Source organism: Halorhabdus sp. SVX81, assembly GCF_029207715.1.
Lineage (GTDB): Archaea > Halobacteriota > Halobacteria > Halobacteriales > Haloarculaceae > Halorhabdus.
In genome coordinates, this window is record NZ_CP104322.1 from 2,125,683 (window position 1) to 2,141,699 (window position 16,017).

16 protein-coding genes and 1 tRNA gene are annotated in these 16,017 nt (G+C 64.7%); 9 read left to right on the plus strand and 8 right to left on the minus strand.

Features of this window, described 5'->3' with window-relative positions; all coding sequences use genetic code 11:
• Positions 1–62: 62 nt before the first annotated feature.
• Positions 63–398, plus strand: coding sequence for a metalloregulator ArsR/SmtB family transcription factor (locus SVXhr_RS10670; protein ID WP_275737182.1), 336 nt, complete (start codon positions 63–65; stop codon positions 396–398).
• Between the two features lie 15 nt (positions 399–413).
• On the opposite strand, the gene SVXhr_RS10675 is transcribed toward SVXhr_RS10670, so the two are convergent.
• Positions 414–839, minus strand: coding sequence for a low molecular weight phosphatase family protein (locus tag SVXhr_RS10675; RefSeq protein ID WP_275737183.1), 426 nt, complete (start codon positions 837–839; stop codon positions 414–416).
• A gap of 83 nt (positions 840–922) precedes the next feature.
• Entirely contained in the window at positions 923–1,435 is a 513-nt protein-coding gene (locus SVXhr_RS10680) for a redoxin domain-containing protein (RefSeq protein ID WP_275737184.1), read from the minus strand.
• Positions 1,436–1,602: 167 nt separating this feature from the next.
• Between SVXhr_RS10680 and SVXhr_RS10685 the strand changes: the two genes are divergently transcribed.
• Both SVXhr_RS10685 and SVXhr_RS10690 read left to right on the plus strand, forming a co-directional pair.
• Positions 1,603–2,187, plus strand: a complete 585-nt coding sequence (locus SVXhr_RS10685) for a hypothetical protein (protein WP_275737185.1) — start codon at positions 1,603–1,605, stop codon at positions 2,185–2,187.
• 64 nt (positions 2,188–2,251) lie between these two features.
• Positions 2,252–2,926: an HAD-IA family hydrolase gene (locus tag SVXhr_RS10690; RefSeq protein WP_275737186.1), complete on the plus strand. Its 675-nt coding sequence runs from the start codon at positions 2,252–2,254 to the stop codon at positions 2,924–2,926.
• Between the two features lie 17 nt (positions 2,927–2,943).
• On the opposite strand, the gene SVXhr_RS10695 is transcribed toward SVXhr_RS10690, so the two are convergent.
• The 3 genes from SVXhr_RS10695 to SVXhr_RS10705 all read right to left on the minus strand — a co-directional run bounded on the left by SVXhr_RS10695 (position 2,944) and on the right by SVXhr_RS10705 (position 5,557).
• On the minus strand, positions 2,944–3,267 hold the full coding sequence (locus SVXhr_RS10695; RefSeq protein ID WP_049941459.1) for a multidrug efflux SMR transporter: 324 nt from the start codon (positions 3,265–3,267) through the stop codon (positions 2,944–2,946).
• 215 nt (positions 3,268–3,482) lie between these two features.
• Positions 3,483–5,012 carry a (R)-citramalate synthase gene (locus SVXhr_RS10700; RefSeq protein WP_345799512.1) on the minus strand — a complete coding sequence of 510 codons (1,530 nt, stop codon included), beginning with the start codon at positions 5,010–5,012 and terminating at the stop codon, positions 3,483–3,485.
• Positions 5,013–5,185: 173 nt separating this feature from the next.
• Positions 5,186–5,557, minus strand: coding sequence for a DUF192 domain-containing protein (locus tag SVXhr_RS10705; RefSeq protein ID WP_275737188.1), 372 nt, complete (start codon positions 5,555–5,557; stop codon positions 5,186–5,188).
• Between the two features lie 136 nt (positions 5,558–5,693).
• Here SVXhr_RS10705 and SVXhr_RS10710 point away from each other — a divergent pair, with 136 nt between their 5' ends.
• From SVXhr_RS10710 to SVXhr_RS10730, 5 genes are all read left to right on the plus strand, one after another.
• Positions 5,694–6,305 carry a hypothetical protein gene (locus SVXhr_RS10710; protein ID WP_275737189.1) on the plus strand — a complete coding sequence of 204 codons (612 nt, stop codon included), beginning with the start codon at positions 5,694–5,696 and terminating at the stop codon, positions 6,303–6,305.
• A gap of 105 nt (positions 6,306–6,410) precedes the next feature.
• Positions 6,411–7,463, plus strand: a complete 1,053-nt coding sequence (locus SVXhr_RS10715; RefSeq protein WP_275737190.1) for an ATP-binding protein — start codon at positions 6,411–6,413, stop codon at positions 7,461–7,463.
• Between the two features lie 60 nt (positions 7,464–7,523).
• On the plus strand, positions 7,524–8,072 hold the full coding sequence (locus SVXhr_RS10720; RefSeq protein WP_275737191.1) for a GMP synthase subunit A: 549 nt from the start codon (positions 7,524–7,526) through the stop codon (positions 8,070–8,072).
• 161 nt (positions 8,073–8,233) lie between these two features.
• Positions 8,234–10,345 carry a family 43 glycosylhydrolase gene (locus SVXhr_RS10725; RefSeq protein WP_275737192.1) on the plus strand — a complete coding sequence of 704 codons (2,112 nt, stop codon included), beginning with the start codon at positions 8,234–8,236 and terminating at the stop codon, positions 10,343–10,345.
• Between the two features lie 84 nt (positions 10,346–10,429).
• Positions 10,430–12,286 carry a DUF2070 family protein gene (locus tag SVXhr_RS10730; RefSeq protein WP_275737193.1) on the plus strand — a complete coding sequence of 619 codons (1,857 nt, stop codon included), beginning with the start codon at positions 10,430–10,432 and terminating at the stop codon, positions 12,284–12,286.
• A 163-nt stretch (positions 12,287–12,449) separates the two neighbouring features.
• Here SVXhr_RS10730 and SVXhr_RS10735 read toward each other — a convergent pair.
• Positions 12,450–12,534: transfer RNA gene (locus SVXhr_RS10735), tRNA-Ser, on the minus strand.
• A gap of 126 nt (positions 12,535–12,660) precedes the next feature.
• Between SVXhr_RS10735 and SVXhr_RS10740 the strand changes: the two genes are divergently transcribed.
• Positions 12,661–13,608, plus strand: coding sequence for a MoxR family ATPase (locus SVXhr_RS10740; RefSeq protein ID WP_275737194.1), 948 nt, complete (start codon positions 12,661–12,663; stop codon positions 13,606–13,608).
• Position 13,609: 1 nt separating this feature from the next.
• On the opposite strand, the gene SVXhr_RS10745 is transcribed toward SVXhr_RS10740, so the two are convergent.
• Both SVXhr_RS10745 and SVXhr_RS10750 read right to left on the minus strand, forming a co-directional pair.
• Positions 13,610–14,101, minus strand: coding sequence for a hypothetical protein (locus SVXhr_RS10745; RefSeq protein WP_275737195.1), 492 nt, complete (start codon positions 14,099–14,101; stop codon positions 13,610–13,612).
• Positions 14,101–16,014, minus strand: coding sequence for a DUF58 domain-containing protein (locus SVXhr_RS10750; RefSeq protein ID WP_275740938.1), 1,914 nt, complete (start codon positions 16,012–16,014; stop codon positions 14,101–14,103). The genes SVXhr_RS10745 and SVXhr_RS10750 overlap by 1 nt, the downstream gene beginning before the upstream one ends.
• Positions 16,015–16,017: the final 3 nt, after the last annotated feature.

The following is a 16,017-nucleotide window of genomic DNA, read 5'->3' on the forward strand; positions in this document are numbered from 1 at the left end:
CGTCGTGACCTGCCGCCGCAGATACTGATTTGTGTCTGGATCCCGTGGACCTACGTACGCGAATGGCATCCCAATCGAACGACTACCGGGTCGCGCCGGAGACGATGGCCGACCTGGAATCGGTTCTCGAACGGGGCGACCTCGAAGCGGCCCTGGAGATCTTCGAGGCGCTGTCGGACGAGCGCCGTCTGAAGGTCATGCGACTGCTTGCTGAGTCTGAGCTCTGTGTCTGTGATCTGGTCGCCCTCTTCGATATCGAATACTCCAAACTATCCTATCACCTCAAGGTACTGAAAGAATCGGGGCTCGTGACGGCCGATCGCGACGGCAATTACGTGACCTACCAACCGACCGAGTGTGGGAACGAGGTCATCGACGTGATCGAGCAGTTCGAATGACCGAAACGAAATCACTCACTCGACAGCCCCGAACAGTTCCTCGAAAAGCGCGGTGACGCGTCCCTCGACCTCGTCGCGGATCTCCCGAACGCGCGCCGGGTCTTGGCCGTCAGGATCAGCCAGCGCCCAGTCGCGAACCTCGACGTCAGCATCGAGTTCCAGCGTCGAACAGCCCATCGTCGCCACGAGGTCACAGTCGTTCAACGCCGCGGTCGAGAGCTCCCGTGGCTCCCGGTCAGTGAGATCGATATCGATCTCGGCCATCGTCTCGACGACTCCGTCGTGGACTGAATCGGCTGGATCGGTCCCGCCGGTGACGATCTCCACCTCGTCTTCGAGTCCCCGACGGTCGCGCTCGCGCTCGGCGAAGGCCGTCGACATCTGGCTGCGGCCCGCGTTCTGGACGCAAACGAATCCCAGCTTCGTGGTCTCTCCCGTCATTGACCAGGGGAAGTGGCCCGTCGGAGGAGTAGCTTTCTATGACGGCTATATAGGGCTCGATAGTCGGCCTGGCACTCGCGACATCACTCGGGGACCGCCGGCAGTTCGATCGGTGCTTCGAGCACTGCCGAAAGCGCGTCGGCCGCACCGACGAGTGTCGACTCCGCGGGTTCCGTGAGTGGATCGTCACTGTTCCAGGCATACTGGATCGTCCAGTCAGGATCGACGACGAAGGCCGCCCGTTTCGGAACGCCAGCGTGACCGCGAAAGTCCTCGTGGACGATGTCGTAGGCGTCGGCGATCGTGGCGTGCAGGTCCGACAGTAGCGGGATCTCGATATCTCGCGTCTCGGCGTATTCCTCGTGAGCGAAGAGGCTATCCGAAGAAATGGCCCACACCACGAGATCATCCCGGTCGAGCCACTCGCCCGCGGCGACGAGATCGGGCGTGATCGTCGGCACGAAATCGACCGGATACCACAGCAAAAGCGCCGCGCGCCCATCCCGGAGAGGATCCATCAGGTTGTAATATTCCGGCTGGCCGTTGACGATTCCTGGCAAGGAGAAGTCCGGGGCCGTGGCTCCGTCCTCGATCATGGTATTCGCTCGTCGGAGCACCGTTAAGAGCGTGGTGCTCGATACACCAGGATGGCTGTGTTGAACGCAGAATGCAGAGAGCCAGCCAACGCTCGGTTCTGACGATACAGTGTTCAGTTGAACCACCAGAACAGGTATTATGTATTACTGACAATGCACACATACTCATGGACCGCCGCAAGTTTCTCGCTGGCGCAGGTCTCAGCCTCTCAGCCACGGTGAGTGGCTGTATCGGACCGGATGGTCCCCCTGTCCAGACTACCAAAGACGACAGCGAGATCAGCGGTGGTACCGAAAGCGACGACGGACCCGACACGCCAGTGCTGACGGGATTCGACGTGAGCGAGCAGTCGGTGACCGTCGACCTGAACGACTGGCGATACGAACCCGGCGGGGTGTTTCTCGGTAGTCGCGACGCCGCACTGAAGTACTTTGGCGACACCACTGCCAAGACGTACGTCGAGGACACGGATTTCGAGAACGGGGAACGACTCGTATACGTCCGTGCGGTCGCTCGCCAGACGTGTTACGAACTCCGTTTGAACAATGACCCCCAGATGACCGATGGCGCGGTGTCGTTCTCGGTCGGGATCAACCGTACGTCCCCCACCGATGAGCCCTGCGGTGACGCGATGACGGCGATCGCAACGTTGCTACGACTGTCTTTCGATCCAGGAGGTCCACCCGCAGACGTGGTGTCGGTCTCGGTAGCTGGTGAGTCGGAAGCGCTTCGGCTGGAAGTCGAAACGTAAGTGGTTGGCCCGATCCCGGCTCGAAACCGCAACGGTTTCGATGCTGCCGGTTCATCTCTCCCCCATGTACGAGGCCGTCGTCTTCGACAACGACGGCGTGCTGATGGAGTTGACGGAGATGGCCCTCCACCGGCGCGCTGCCCGCGACGCCTTCGAAGCCGTCGGCGTCGCCGACCCTGCCGAAGAGCACGTCGAGGCGATGAGCATCGGCGTCACCGTCCCGAAACTGGACGCCGTCTGTGAGTACTACGGCCTCGATCCCCCGGAGTTCTGGCGGACCCGAGATAACTTGATGGCTCGCCGCCAGAAAGAGGCCATCCGCCGCGGAGAGAAAGGCGTCTACGACGACGTCACGGCCCTGGCTGCGCTGGATCGACCCGCCGGAATCGTGAGTTCCAACCAGCAGGCGACCGTCGATTTCGGGCTCGACGCGTTTGATCTTGCCCGGCACTTCGAGACAGTCTACGGTCGGGAACCCACCGTCGAGAGCCTCCGGCGCAAGAAACCCGCGCCCTACTATCTCGAAGCGGCACTCGCAGACATCGGGACGACGGACGCGCTGTACGTCGGCGACAGCGAGACCGACGTCGAAGCAGCCCACGCGGCCGGGATCGACGCGGCGTTCGTCCGCCGCCCCCACCGCGCTGGCGAGAACCTGTCGGTCACGCCCGAGTACGAGATAGACAGCCTCGCGGCCGTGCCACGGATTCTCGAGGGCGAACTACCCGCGAGTGATTGAGAGACGCCCACGAAAAGTCAGGCGCTGCCGGAGACGAGATGCAGACCGACGATGCCGACGACGATCGTCCCGATGAAGAAGATCCGCGCGAGCGTGGCCGGTTCGTCGAAGAGGACGATCCCCAGCGACGCCGTCCCGACGGCCCCGATCCCGGTCCAGACTGCGTAAGCCGTCCCGACCGGGAGTTCTTTGACCGCCTGGGCCAGCAGGACCATGCTGATCACGAGCGCGACGGCTGTCCCGAGTGTCGGCAACGGTTTCGACAGGCCGTCGGAGTACTCGAGGCCGATCGCCCACGCGATCTCGAACAGCCCGGCCACGAACAGGATCCACCAGGACATCATCGCCCAAATAGGCCACTCCGGGAGATGAACGTGGTGGTCTCGACTGTTGATTAAAAGAACCAGAGCGTGCTGCTAGTGAAGCTCCGAAACGAGCATACGCGGCGCGTCGCGCCGCGTTTTCCCGAGCGCCTTTGGCGCTCGGGCGTTTTTGGTCCAGCTTTTTGCAAGTGGGGGTCGCCAACGGCGACCCCCCGCAGTAAAAAGGTGGTCTCTTAGTCGTCAGCGACGAGCGGTTCGGTCTCCGTCTCGACCAGGCGGTCGATGGCCTCGACCATGGCCTCGACGGAGGCCCGGGTGATGTCAGCGTCGCTTCTGGCGACCGTGACCGAGCGGTCGCCGCGGGACATCTCGACCTCGACGGTGACGACGGCGTCGGTCTGGCCGGTGATGGCGTCGACGTGGTAGGAGTCGAGACTCCAGTCGACATCGTGACCGAGGGCGGCCTCGACGGCGTTCATCGCGGCGTCGACGGGGCCGTCGCCGACCGAGGCTTCGGTCCGTTCGACGCCGTCGACCAGTAGGCGGATGCTCGCGGTCGGGGTGCCGCTGCCGGCGACCGTGTTCAGGTCGACGAGTTCGATCCGGCGCTCGCGCTCGCGGTCCTGGACGTCCTCGGCGATGGCGAGCAGGTCGGCGTCGGTGACGCGCTTGTCGCGCTCGCCGAGGTCCTTGACGCGCTCGAAGACGGCGTCGAGTTCGTCGTCGGTGACGTCGACGTCGTGCTCAGCGAGCGCCGCGGCCACGCCGGCCCGGCCGGCGTGTTTGCCCAGCGCGAGCCGGCGTTCCCGGCCCACCTTCTCGGGTGGGTACGGTTCGTACATCGACTCGTCCTTGAGGGTGCCGTCGGTGTGGATGCCGCTCTCGTGGGTGAAGGCGTTCTCGCCGACGACGGCCTTGTTCGGAGCCAGCGGGATGCCGGTCTTGTTCGCGATGAGCTGGGCGAGGTCGTGGACCTGCGTGAGGTCCATCGTCTCGACGCCGTAGCCGTGATCTAAGGCGATGGCGACCTCCTCTAGGGCGACGTTGCCGGCCCGCTCGCCGATGCCGTTGATCGTCCCGTGGACGAGGTCGGCACCCGCCGCCAGCGAGACCAGGGCGTTGGTGACCGCCAGCCCGAGGTCGTCGTGAGTGTGGGTGCTCGTCGGGCCGAGGTCGGCCAGCCGCGAGACGGCGTCCAACGTCCGGTCGGGCGTCGCGTGGCCGACGGTGTCGGCGTAACAGACCCGATCCGCGCCGGCCTCGAGGGCCTCGCCCATGAGTGCCTCGAGGAAATCGAGATCGGCCCGGGAGCCGTCCTCGCCGATCACCTCGACCCAGAGGTCGTGATCGACGGCGTACTCCACGAGGTCGGCGGTGTCGGCGATGACGTCCTCGCGGGTCGTCCCGATCTTGTCCTCGATGTGGCGGTCGCTCGCCGGGACGACCAGGTGGACGCCGTCCACGCCCGTCTCCAGGGCGAGGTCGACGTCACTCTCGACGTTGCGGGCGAAGCTCGTGACCGTCGCGTCGAGATCGAGATCCGTCACGCGGCGGATCGTCTCGCGTTCACCCGGCCCGGTAACGGCGCTGCCGGCCTCGATCACGTCGATGCCGGCGGCGTCGAGTTCGCGGGCGATGTGTGCTTTCTCCGCGGGCGACAGCGATACCCCGGGTGCCTGTTCACCGTCTCGAAGCGTCGTATCGAGCAGCCCGACGTCCGAGAGCGATTCGAGTGGCTCGGTCGCCGGGTGCTCGCCGAACAATCCTGGCAAAATTCGGTCCTCGCTACGCGGGGAGAATTTCACGCCCAGTCGCCTTGCGGCGACTTCCTCTATCCTCGCTCGTCGGGTGTTCCGACATTGTAACCTGAGAAATGTGCTCGACGTTCATGAAGATATTGATCCCGGAACGACACAGGCTCCCACAGGTAGCCACGTTAGCCCGTAGAGTCGTCCTCGCCCTCGACGACGACCCGATCGCCTGCCTCGACGCCATCGGCCGCGTCGGGCGGTAACTCGATGACGCAATCGGCACGTGCCAGCCCGAACCCGATCCAGGGGCGGAGAGTCTTCACCTGCCGAACGCGCTCGTCTTCGAGCCAGAGGACGTCAAGCGGCGTGCGGACGAACAACATGTCGATGTCCCGCCGGCCCGGGTGACTGAACTCGAACACAAGCGCGTAGTGCTCCGGAATCGATCGGCGAAACCGGAGCCCCCGAAACTTGGCCCAGAGCCCCTCGGCCACCTCGACGTCACTCGCCAGCGTTCGAGTCCCGTCGCCCTCGGCAGGCTCGTGTACGACGCGCATACCCGATGGTCGGACAGGCGGCGAATAACGTTGGGGGTTCGACGGGGGCCGAATACCGCCGAGGGATAGTCAATCGGAGTGCGCTTCCCACCGAACCGGCCGTGGCGGTTTTGACCCTCGGCACAAAGGTGAACACATGGAGAAGACGGACGCGGGGACGACAGTCGGTGTCGAAGACCCCTACGCGTACGTCGACCGCTGTGATCACTGTACCGACGACGGCCGGTGTCGCTTCGCCGTCGAACGCGGCGACGTCGACCCCGAGTTCGCCGACGAGTTGAGCGCCCGGGACTTCCGATGTCCCGTCGTCGGTGACCCCCAAGAGTCCGGACTGGCCGGCCCGTGGGAGTGGGGTGATTGTCGACACATGCGGGCGCGAAACCGCGATCGGAAATGTGCACGATGTGGGCTCGAAGAGCGACGATCCGCCCATACTGAGGACCGGCCCTTGCTGGAAGAGCACCATCTCTCGTACGCTGGGGATGGCAATCAATCCGCGAACGCACAGCAAAACGGGCCGAGCGAACCGGTCGATGCGGACGGACTGACCCACGAGATCACGATCTACCTCTGTCGGTGGTGTCACGCGAAGGTCCACGATTCTTGGGCGAGTATCGAGGACCCGGCGTCGCCCGATCCGGAAGCGATCGCAGCCCGGGAAGCTCGTTGGAGTCGAGAGCACGCGGAGTTGGGCTTCGAGTCCGCGGCCGAACGTGTCAATGAAGATTCTGAACTGTCCGACCGGTGAATCAACCCGCAAGACAGTCCCCGATCGCCACACCACGATTATCACGTCCGATAATAGAGAGGTTATCCCTAAGTAGCCAATTCGAGAACACAAAATACCGATAGCATGGCCGTCACGAAACGGGCGCTGGGAACAAATTACGTGACTGGGACGGGGATCCTGCTGTGTGGGCTGTTCGTCCCACTGCTGAGCGTGGATGGAATCACCCCGCCGGCACTGGTCGTCGGTGGGCTCGGAATCGTCGCGGCAGCCACACTGGCGAGTTCGGGCTATTGGCTCGGCCGAGTCGGCCTGGCGGGCGACCAGATCTGGCGGATCGCGATTCACGCCGGACTGGGGATCGGCATCGTCACGCTCGGGTGTCTCATGGTCTTCGCGCTCGCGCAGGGTTCGGATCCGGGGGCATCAACAGCAACGTTGCTCGTGAGTTCCATCGCTCTGGGCGGGACGGGCGGCGCAGTGGCCGGGACGATCCGGGAGTTCGATCGCTCGACGACGACGCTTACCCAGAGCACCGAGGTGCTCTCGCGGGTACTCCGACACAACCTCCGGAATGACATGACGATCATCCTCGGGCAGATCGATCAACTCGACGGCGACGCGGACGCATCCCGGAAACCGAGACGCACGATTCGGACTGCCGTCGACGACATCGCCTCACTCTCCGAGAAGGCTCGGCTGGTCGAGCTCGCGGTCATGCGTGAGGAACGCCAGTGCCACCCCGTCGACGCGGTCGGGTGTGTGAGAGCGGGGGTCGAAACGACGCGAGCCGACGACGACGTCGACGTCAAGACGGACCTCCCCGAGACGGCATGGGTCCGAGCCGACTGGATGCTCGAAATCGCCATCGAAAACGTCCTCCGGACTGTCCGGGCACGCGGTGACGACACGATGGTTTCGGTCAGCGTCGATCGGACCGACACCGGACGGGTATCGATCCGGATCGTCGACGTCGATGGCCACCTCGAGCCCCCGGAAATCCAAACACTGATCGCCGGTACCGAAACACCCCTCCAGCACAGCGAGGGACTGGATCTGTGGATCGTCCGGTGGATCGTCCGGGGATACGGTGGATCGATCAGTGTCGAAAACGGCGACACGTGCGCTGTCACGCTCCGATTGCATCGAACGATGCCGGTCCAGTTTGGCGATCGATAGGACCGGAAACCGTGGCCGCGTTTCCGGGGATATATATCCACTTCTCCGTTAGCCCCGCGCATGACTCGCATCGACGTGATCGACAACCACGGCCAATTTACCCACCTCGAACAGCGGGCACTCCGGGATCTGGGGGTTGACGTCTCGCTGGTGGACAACACCACGCCCCCGGGTGACATCGACGCCGACGGGCTTGTCCTCTCGGGCGGGCCGTCGATGGATCGCATCGGCAACAGCCCGGCGTATCTCGACCTCGACGTCCCGGTCCTCGGCATCTGTCTCGGCATGCAGATCATGGCGGCCGAACTCGACGGGGCAGTCGGCGAAGGCGACTACGGCGGCTACGCCGACGTGACCGTCGAAATCCTCGACGAGGCCGACCCCCTGATCGGCTCGCTTGCACCCGAAACGCGCGTCTGGGCCAGCCACGCCGACGAAGTCACCCAGGTCCCGACCGGCTTCGAGCGAACCGCGACCTCCGACGTCTGTGGCGTCGAAGCGATGAGTGACACGGACCGTGATCTCTACGGCGTCCAGTGGCACCCGGAAGTCGCCCACACCGAGGAGGGCGAGGCAGTCTTCGAGAACTTTCGGGCTCTCTGTGAGTGAGTACCCCATTGTCGCAGCGACCACAATCGACGAGCGTCAAAACGGGTAGGGTTCTGCGTCCGAACCGCGTCCACGCCGCACTCTCAGTCACAGATCCCATTAGTGTAATTCTAATTTTAATAAGGAAAAACCATTTGTAGGTAGGCGGTGTCTGCCGGTGTATGACGGCGGGGGATGACACGCACACGCTGAATCGACGTCACGTACTCAAATCGATCGGGGTTGGGGCGCTCGGTACCACGGGGATACTCGGGGCGTCCGGGTCAGTGATAGCTGACAACGACGGAGCGTACTACTCGAATCCGCTGTACGGCCCGGACTTCGCGGATCCCACGATCCACCGTGCGGACGACGGGACATGGTGGGCGTACGCCTCGAACATGAGCTACTTCGACGACGCCGACGAGGAGTTGGTACCGATTCTCTCCTCGCCGGATCTCGTCAACTGGACGTACGAAGGCGAAGCGTTCAACTCCCGACCTGGCTGGCTGTATGGGTCGATCTGGGCACCCGACGTCCACTACCACGACGGCCAGTGGGTGCTGTTCTATGCCCTCTGGCCGCGCGGAGACGACGACAGTCAGGTGCCCGGCATCGGGGTGGCCACGGCAGACACGCCCGATGGCCCATTCACGGACCATGGGGAGATCCTCTCCAACCCGGATCACCCCTATCCTGGCAACACGATCGACCCGTACTTCGCCTATCACAACGGGACACCGTACCTCTTCTGGGCTAACTTTGCTGGCATTAACGTGGTGGAACTCACCGAGGACCTGCAGGACTACCAGCCCGGGACCTTCGATCAGATCGCCGGAAGCGCCTACGAGGGGCCGGCAATCTTCCAGCGGGGTGACTACTGGTACGTCTTTGGCTCCACTGGCGATTGCTGTGATGGGTTCGACAGCACGTATGAGGTCGAGGTCGGTCGATCGGAGAACCTCCTCGGACCATACCACGACCGGAACGGCACCCCGATGCTCGAGCGTAACGAGTGGAACGCGGGGCCGACTCACCTCGGTGACAACGATCGCTTCGTCGGGCCGGGCCACGGTGACGTGACGGTCGACGACGACGGCACCTACTGGTTCGTCTATCACGCTTACGACACCGAGGGACCGGAGTTCGTCGACAACGGCTGGCCGCCGGCACGGCAGCTGTTCGTCGATCCGATCCAATGGGAGGACGGGTGGCCCATCATCGGCTGTGACGGAACGCCGTCCAGCGAGATGGCCGTCCCCGGCGAAGGAGGCTACTGCAGTGGCGGTGACGACGGGACTGGTGATGGCGGTGGCGATGGGACAGATGACGGAAACGAGACGTGGACCGACACTGACGATCCGTACTACTCGACGCTCGTCAGTGATCTCACGGGATACAACCTCCCCAGCGCGGGCCAGTTCGTCAATGGCAACGAGGAGGCGACGGTCTGGGACACCTACGAGATCGACGGCGGCAACGCCGACCGCCTGGAGCGGTCGTCACTGGCGGTCGGTGACGAGGTGCCGTTCTCGGAGGCGGCCCGCTTCGAGGTGACCGAACCACCGGAGAACCCGTGGGAGATCACCCTCAAGTCCATCGGCGAGCGCGAACTGGAGCGCGGGCAAGTCCTCCTCGGTATCGCGTACATGCGCACGCCCGAAGAGGAGACTTCGGTGACCTACAAGTCGACGGCGTCGGCCAATACACCGGACAACTACGTGACCAGGGCCCAACCGCCACTGGATACCGAGTGGCAGCGGTATTACTTCCCGATCGAGTTCGGCGTTTCGGCCGCCCCTGGCGAGTGGTGGACCGAGATCTGGCTCGGCGCAGCGGCCCAGACGGTCGACATCGGCGGCCTCGCAGTGATCGACTTCGGCCAGGGGGTGCGAGCCGACGACCTTCCAGTCTGGGAAGATCCCGGAGAGGCGGCGGTCGAAACCGATGACGGCACCGATACGGTCACGCCCGGCGATAGCGAGAGTGAACAAGATGACGACGAAGCCGGCGAGAGCGAGGGTGAACAAGATGACGACGAAGCCGGCGAGAGCGAGTGGACGCCGCCCGGTGAGCTGCCCGGCGGCGAGGGACCATCCCAGGATCTGGATAGAGATGGGCTGCACGAAGACGTCGACGGGGATGGCACTGTCGACGTCAGCGATGTCCGGTCGCTGTTGACCAACTGCAACAGCGAGATGGTCCAGAAAAACGCCGACGCCTACGACTTCGACGGCGACGAAGGCGTCGACATCGGTGACGTATTCGCGCTGTACCGGCGCATCCACCAGTAACATCACGGAGACACCGATATTTCAGACCCCGAGTGAGACACAGTCAGGTACTTTTAACCCCTGTCGGGAAAACCATCAGTTGGAATGACGACGACGCAGGGCAATCTCGCCGGCCTCTCGCGATATATCTTCCGTGCTCCGCGGTGGTACTCCAGCATCGGCTTTGCGCTTCTCATCGCCGCCATCGTGGGCGTCGCGGCCTTCGACTCGCGATACGTTCTCGAGGACGCCTGGCAGGGGATCTTCTACATCGGACTGCCGACGCTCGCGGCCGGGGTGCTGACGCCACCGGTCGATCGGTTGATCGGCGGCCAGTTGACGCCGAGCCGGGCGTCGCTGCTCGCACTCGGCTGTGAGTTGCTCGTCATTGCGATCATGACCAGTGCAAGTCTCGTGGCCGCGCTGACGCCACTCGGACAGATCTTCGTCTTCGACGCCCTGGTTTTCTCCCTTGCAGCCATCTTCGCCGTCCGACTGCTGATCGTCATGGCCGTCTCACGCCATCGGCTGGCCGTCGCGGCGATCCCGGCGAGTATCCAGACCCTCGCCGCTGCCGTGTTGCTGTTCGTCTACAGCGGGACGATGCGGTACCTGGAAGTCGGCGGCCCCCTCGCCAGATCGTACCTCTCGCGACCCGAACAGGCTCCACCCGAGCTGCTCGTGATTCTCCCGAGTGACTTCCTCGTGTTGGCGCTTCTCTGTGGTATCTATGCGATCGCCGTCTGGCTGTTCCTCGTCGTGATCGACTGGCCCTGGCGGCGGAGTCTCGGCGTCAGTGCCCTGGATTTCCTCGAGGGCTTCATCGGACACATCGCGGAGGGATCGAACGAACTCGAAGAGTTCTTCGAGGAGATCGGCGAGGAAGCACTCGTACCGGTAAGTGTCCTCGTGTTTCGTCGCCCCGACGGCGACGAGAAGGCGCGGTTCGTCCTGCCGATGATCCATCCCGGACCGATGGGTGAGATCGGCGGCGGAAACCTGCCAAAGCGGATCGCCGAAGAGGCCGACGGCCTCGGATTCCCGCCCCACGCCACGGCCGGACACGACTTCAATCTCGTGACCGAAGGGGAAGTCGAGACGATCCTCGACGCCGCCGAGCGGGCCCACGACCGTATCGCGTATGCAGAGACGGCGACGCCGGGCGAGCGCCTCCAGGAGGGTGATGCGACGCTCACCGGCCAGGCGTTCGGCGACCACGCGCTCGCGACCGTCACCTACTCGCCCGGGTACGCCGACGACATCGAGTACGCTGTCGGGCTCTCGGCCGCCGCCGAAGCCCGGAACGGCCACCTCTCGGAAGTGATGCTCGTCGACGCCCACAACTGCAACAACGGTCTCGAAGGCCAGAACCTGGGCCACGTCGTCCCCGGCGGAGAGCGATCGTTCGACCTGATCCACGGGGCGGACCGCCTGGGCGATCGCCTCGAAGCGGCCAAGCAGGGAACGCTTCGCCTCGGGACGGCCCACGACGAGACGCCCTGGGAACCCGAAGACGGGATCGGCCCGCTCGGTGTCCGTGTGGCTGTCGTGGCAGTCGACGGGCAAACGACGGCCTACGTCCTGGTCGACGGCAACAACATGGAACCCGGTCTCCGGGAGGCGATCGTCGACACTGTCGACCAGGTTGATCTACTGGAGGTGATGACCTCGGACACCCACGTCGTCAACACAGTCGAAGCTGAAAACCAGGTCGGTGACGAGATTCCAGGCGACGAATTGATCGACGTGATCGACACGCTGGTCGGGGACGCCCTCGACGACCTCGAACCCGTCGAGGCCGGGATGGCCAGCGAAAAAGCCAAAGTGACGGTCTTCGGGACGGATCGAACCGAAACGCTTGCGAGCACCGCCAACGCCGTCGTCTCGATGGGCGGCGCGCTCGCCGGCATGTTCACCGTTGCGGTCGTCACGATCAGTCTCCTGCTGTTCCTCCTGACGTGAGCGACGGAGCGCTTCGCTCGGCAGGTTGTGGCGAGAAAAACGCCGAGGGAGCGATTTGAACTACGTCCAGAGGGTCCTGCTCGGCCTTCGGCCTGCGCGGGCTACCTCTGGCCTCATTCAAATCTCCGAAAGCGTTTCCACTCGCGTATTTGCTCGTGGAAAACGCCGAGGGAGAGATTTGAACTCTCGAGTCCGTGAGGACACCTGCTCTCGAGGCAGGCGCCTTGGCCAGGCTAGGCTACCTCGGCTTACCCTCCGGTAGTTCGGGTCCGTGTTTATCGGTTTCGATCTGGACGCACCACGGCAGGCCGCCGCCGGCGATCCCGACAGGCCCCACCACGAAAACTAAGGGCGCGTGGAGCGATCATCGGTCCATGGATGTCTCCGAGGCGAGCGATACGTGTACTCGGCTGCTGGACGAACTCGAATCGGCGATCATCACCGATCAGGAGTTCCTCGAAACGGTCTTTCTGGGCGTGCTCGGTCGCGGGCACGTCCTGCTCGAAGACGTGCCCGGCACGGGCAAGACGCTGACTGCCCGAAGTCTCGCGGAGGCGCTCGGCCTCTCCTTTTCGCGCGTCCAGTTCACCCCGGACCTGCTCCCGACTGACGTCACCGGGACTCACATCTACAACGAGCGCGATCGGACCTTCGAGTTCAGCGAAGGCCCGATCTTCGCCAACGTCGTCCTGGCCGACGAGATCAACCGCGCCCCGCCGAAAACCCAGTCGGCGCTGCTGGAAGCCATGGAGGAGGGCCAGGTCACCGCCGGCGGCGACACCTACCAACTCCCGGATCCGTTCTTCGTCATCGCGACCCAGAACCCCGTCGAGATGGAAGGAACCTTCGAGTTGCCCGAAGCCCAGGTGGACCGCTTTGCGATCAAAGCGACGATGGGCTACCCCGAACTCGATGGCGAAGTCGAACTCCTCCGACGACGGGCCGGTCGCGACGACCAGAGCCCCTCGGTCGAGACGGTGCTCGACGCCGAATCGGTAACGGCGCTCCGGCAGGTTCCCGAAACGATCCGGGTCGAGGAGGACTTGCTGGAATACATGGCGGAAATCACGCGGGCGACACGCGAACACCGCCACGTCGAGGTCGGCGTCTCGCCGCGTGGCACCCAGCGGTTGTTCGAGATCGTGCGGGCGCGAGCGACGATTTCGGGCCGGGAGTACGTCACGCCGGACGACGTCAAGCGGGTCGCCCGGCCGGCACTGGCCCACCGGCTAGTACTCACGCCCGACGCCAGAGTCGACGAAGTGCCCAAAACAGCCGTGATCGACCGGGTTCTCGAAGACGTTCCCGTCCCGACGGTCTGACTCAGGCACGCATCGCGAGCAACACCAGCCCACCGCCCCCGAGGAAGGCGACGAGCGCGACGAGGGGCTGACCGCCGGTCGAGACCAGAAACGTCCCGTAGACGAGCACCATGGCGACCGCGCCGACGAACGTCGAGCCAGCCCCATGGATGACGATCGAGCGGACCATCGTGGCATCGGATCCGAGTTGGCGGGTCACGTTGATCGATTGCTCGCCGATATCCCACCCCAGGACGGCCCCGAGAATCCCGACGAGCAACAGCCCCGGCGAGAGCGAGGCCGCGCCGGCGACTACGACCGCGGCGAACTGCAAGAGGGCACCGAGCCCGAGTACGCGCTGGGAGCCGCGTGCGGTCCCGACGACGGCGATCAGGCCACCGGCGAACGCAAGCAGACCGGCAGACGGAACGAGGGACAGGGCCAGGGCGGCGATTGTGACCGCCCCGCCGGTCAACAGAAGGGCAAACCGGGGTGGGCGGATCGCTTCATCCATCACGACCACCGCCGTCCAGCGTTCGTCAGCGCAAGCGCGAGCGATTCGTCGCGGTCCCAGTCGACCACGCGAACGTTGGCACCGCGAAGCTCCGAGAGCCGCTTGCGACGTTCGAGACGTGCGAGCGTCCGTCCCGGGGTCCCGCTGCCGGAGGAATCCGGACTGATGATCGTTACCGGGTGCCCGCTCGCCTGGAGCTGTCGAACGACCCCGACGACCTCGTCGTCGACCAGCGGCGAAAACACGAGCAGCTGACTGTCAGACGGCAGTCGCTTCCGGAGCGCGGGCAGATTGATACGCTGGTAATACGGGAGCGTCGGCGGCGACGGGGCGAAGGCCTCGTCGGTCCCAAGCATGTCGTGGAGGCGCGCGAGATGCGTGTGACCGGCCCCCGGTGAGAGCCAGCATTGCCGGGGCGACAGGGCGGCAAGCCCGACCCGGTCGTCGGCAGCCAGCAGCGCCGACGCGAGTTTCGCAGCGGCGAGGACGCTCCGGTCGACAGCCGACGGCGAATCGTCGTCGCTGGCGACGTAGGCCTCCCGACGGGCATCGATAACCAACACGACCGTCGCCGCACGCTCCTCGTGGAACTGCAGCGTCGCCAGGCCCTCGCCACGGGCGGCCCGGCTCCAGTCGATGCGTGTCAGTGGATCGCCGCTGCGGTACTCCCGGACCGAGTGAAACTCCAGACCGCTCCCGGCAGAGTCAGTCAGGACGCGGCCGACGTGCATCGAGGCGTGCTTGCGAAGCGGGACCGACAGATCCAGCGCCGAGGCGACGTCGTAGGTAACCGATTGATCGCCGTCGACGTCGGTTTCCGCGACCCGTTCGAGCGTGCCCGGGAGGTTGCGCGAGACGAGAAACGCATCCTCGAAGGTGTGGTTCCCACGCACGCCACTGAGCGTGTAGGTGTATTCCATCGTCGCGCCGGGCCGGAGTGCGGTCCCGTGGCGGGGACTGTTGTCCTCGACAGTGAGGTCGGCGGGCACACCATCGACAATCCGAAGATCGGGGATGAGTTGCTCGCCGACGTTCTCGACTTCGACGGTGACGGACACGGAATCGCCGGGATGGGGATCGGTCGGCTGGATATCCCGGTCGATCCGAACCTCCGTCGAGGGCGACGAGCCGGCGACTGCATAGGCACCGAGGCCCGACAGGACAGCCCCACACAGGACCAGTCCGGGCTGGCTGAGGAGCACACCGAAGCCGACCGTCGTCAACGCCAGTGCCGTCAGTCCGTGCCACCGATCGGTCGCATGATCGCCCGGCTCCGTCGGCTCCCGGTCTTCGGATCTGTCCGGAATCTCGCCCCAGGAGACCTCCTCGCCGGCGAGACCCGCGAGTTGCTCGATCGCACTGACGATCCGACGCTGGAGCACCGGCGTCCCACTGACGAACGACGACACGCGATCGCGAACGCTGGTTCGTTGCCCCGAAAACAGCGCGACTGCGTCGGGGTCGTCGCTCCACGTGCCGGCCTGGAGTTGTTCGTCGACGTCCGCCCCATCCCCCTCGAACACAGCCTCGGCAACCGCCCGAATACGATCCTTGGAGGTACTCTTGACCTGCAGTCGGCCCATGGCGTTCTCCGCATTCTTGATGAGCATCTCGTCGAAGTCATCCCCCGGCACCGAGACCGTCGTCCGGCGTTCGACAGGCGGGGTCTCGGCGGTATCAACCGACGAAAGTGCGCGCTTGAACCACCGACGGGCAGCGAAGAACAGCAACGCCGCCCCGATGGCCATCACGACGAGATACTCCATCGAGAGCCCGCTCCCGACCCCCGGTGCGATCAACACCACGAAGCCGGCGGCAACCGCGAACACGCCGAAGACGCTCAGAAACCGCCGCAGCCCGACCGCCGAGGCCTCGTCAGTCTCGTCGTCGGGACGGCGGGACCGGGCGCGCATCCG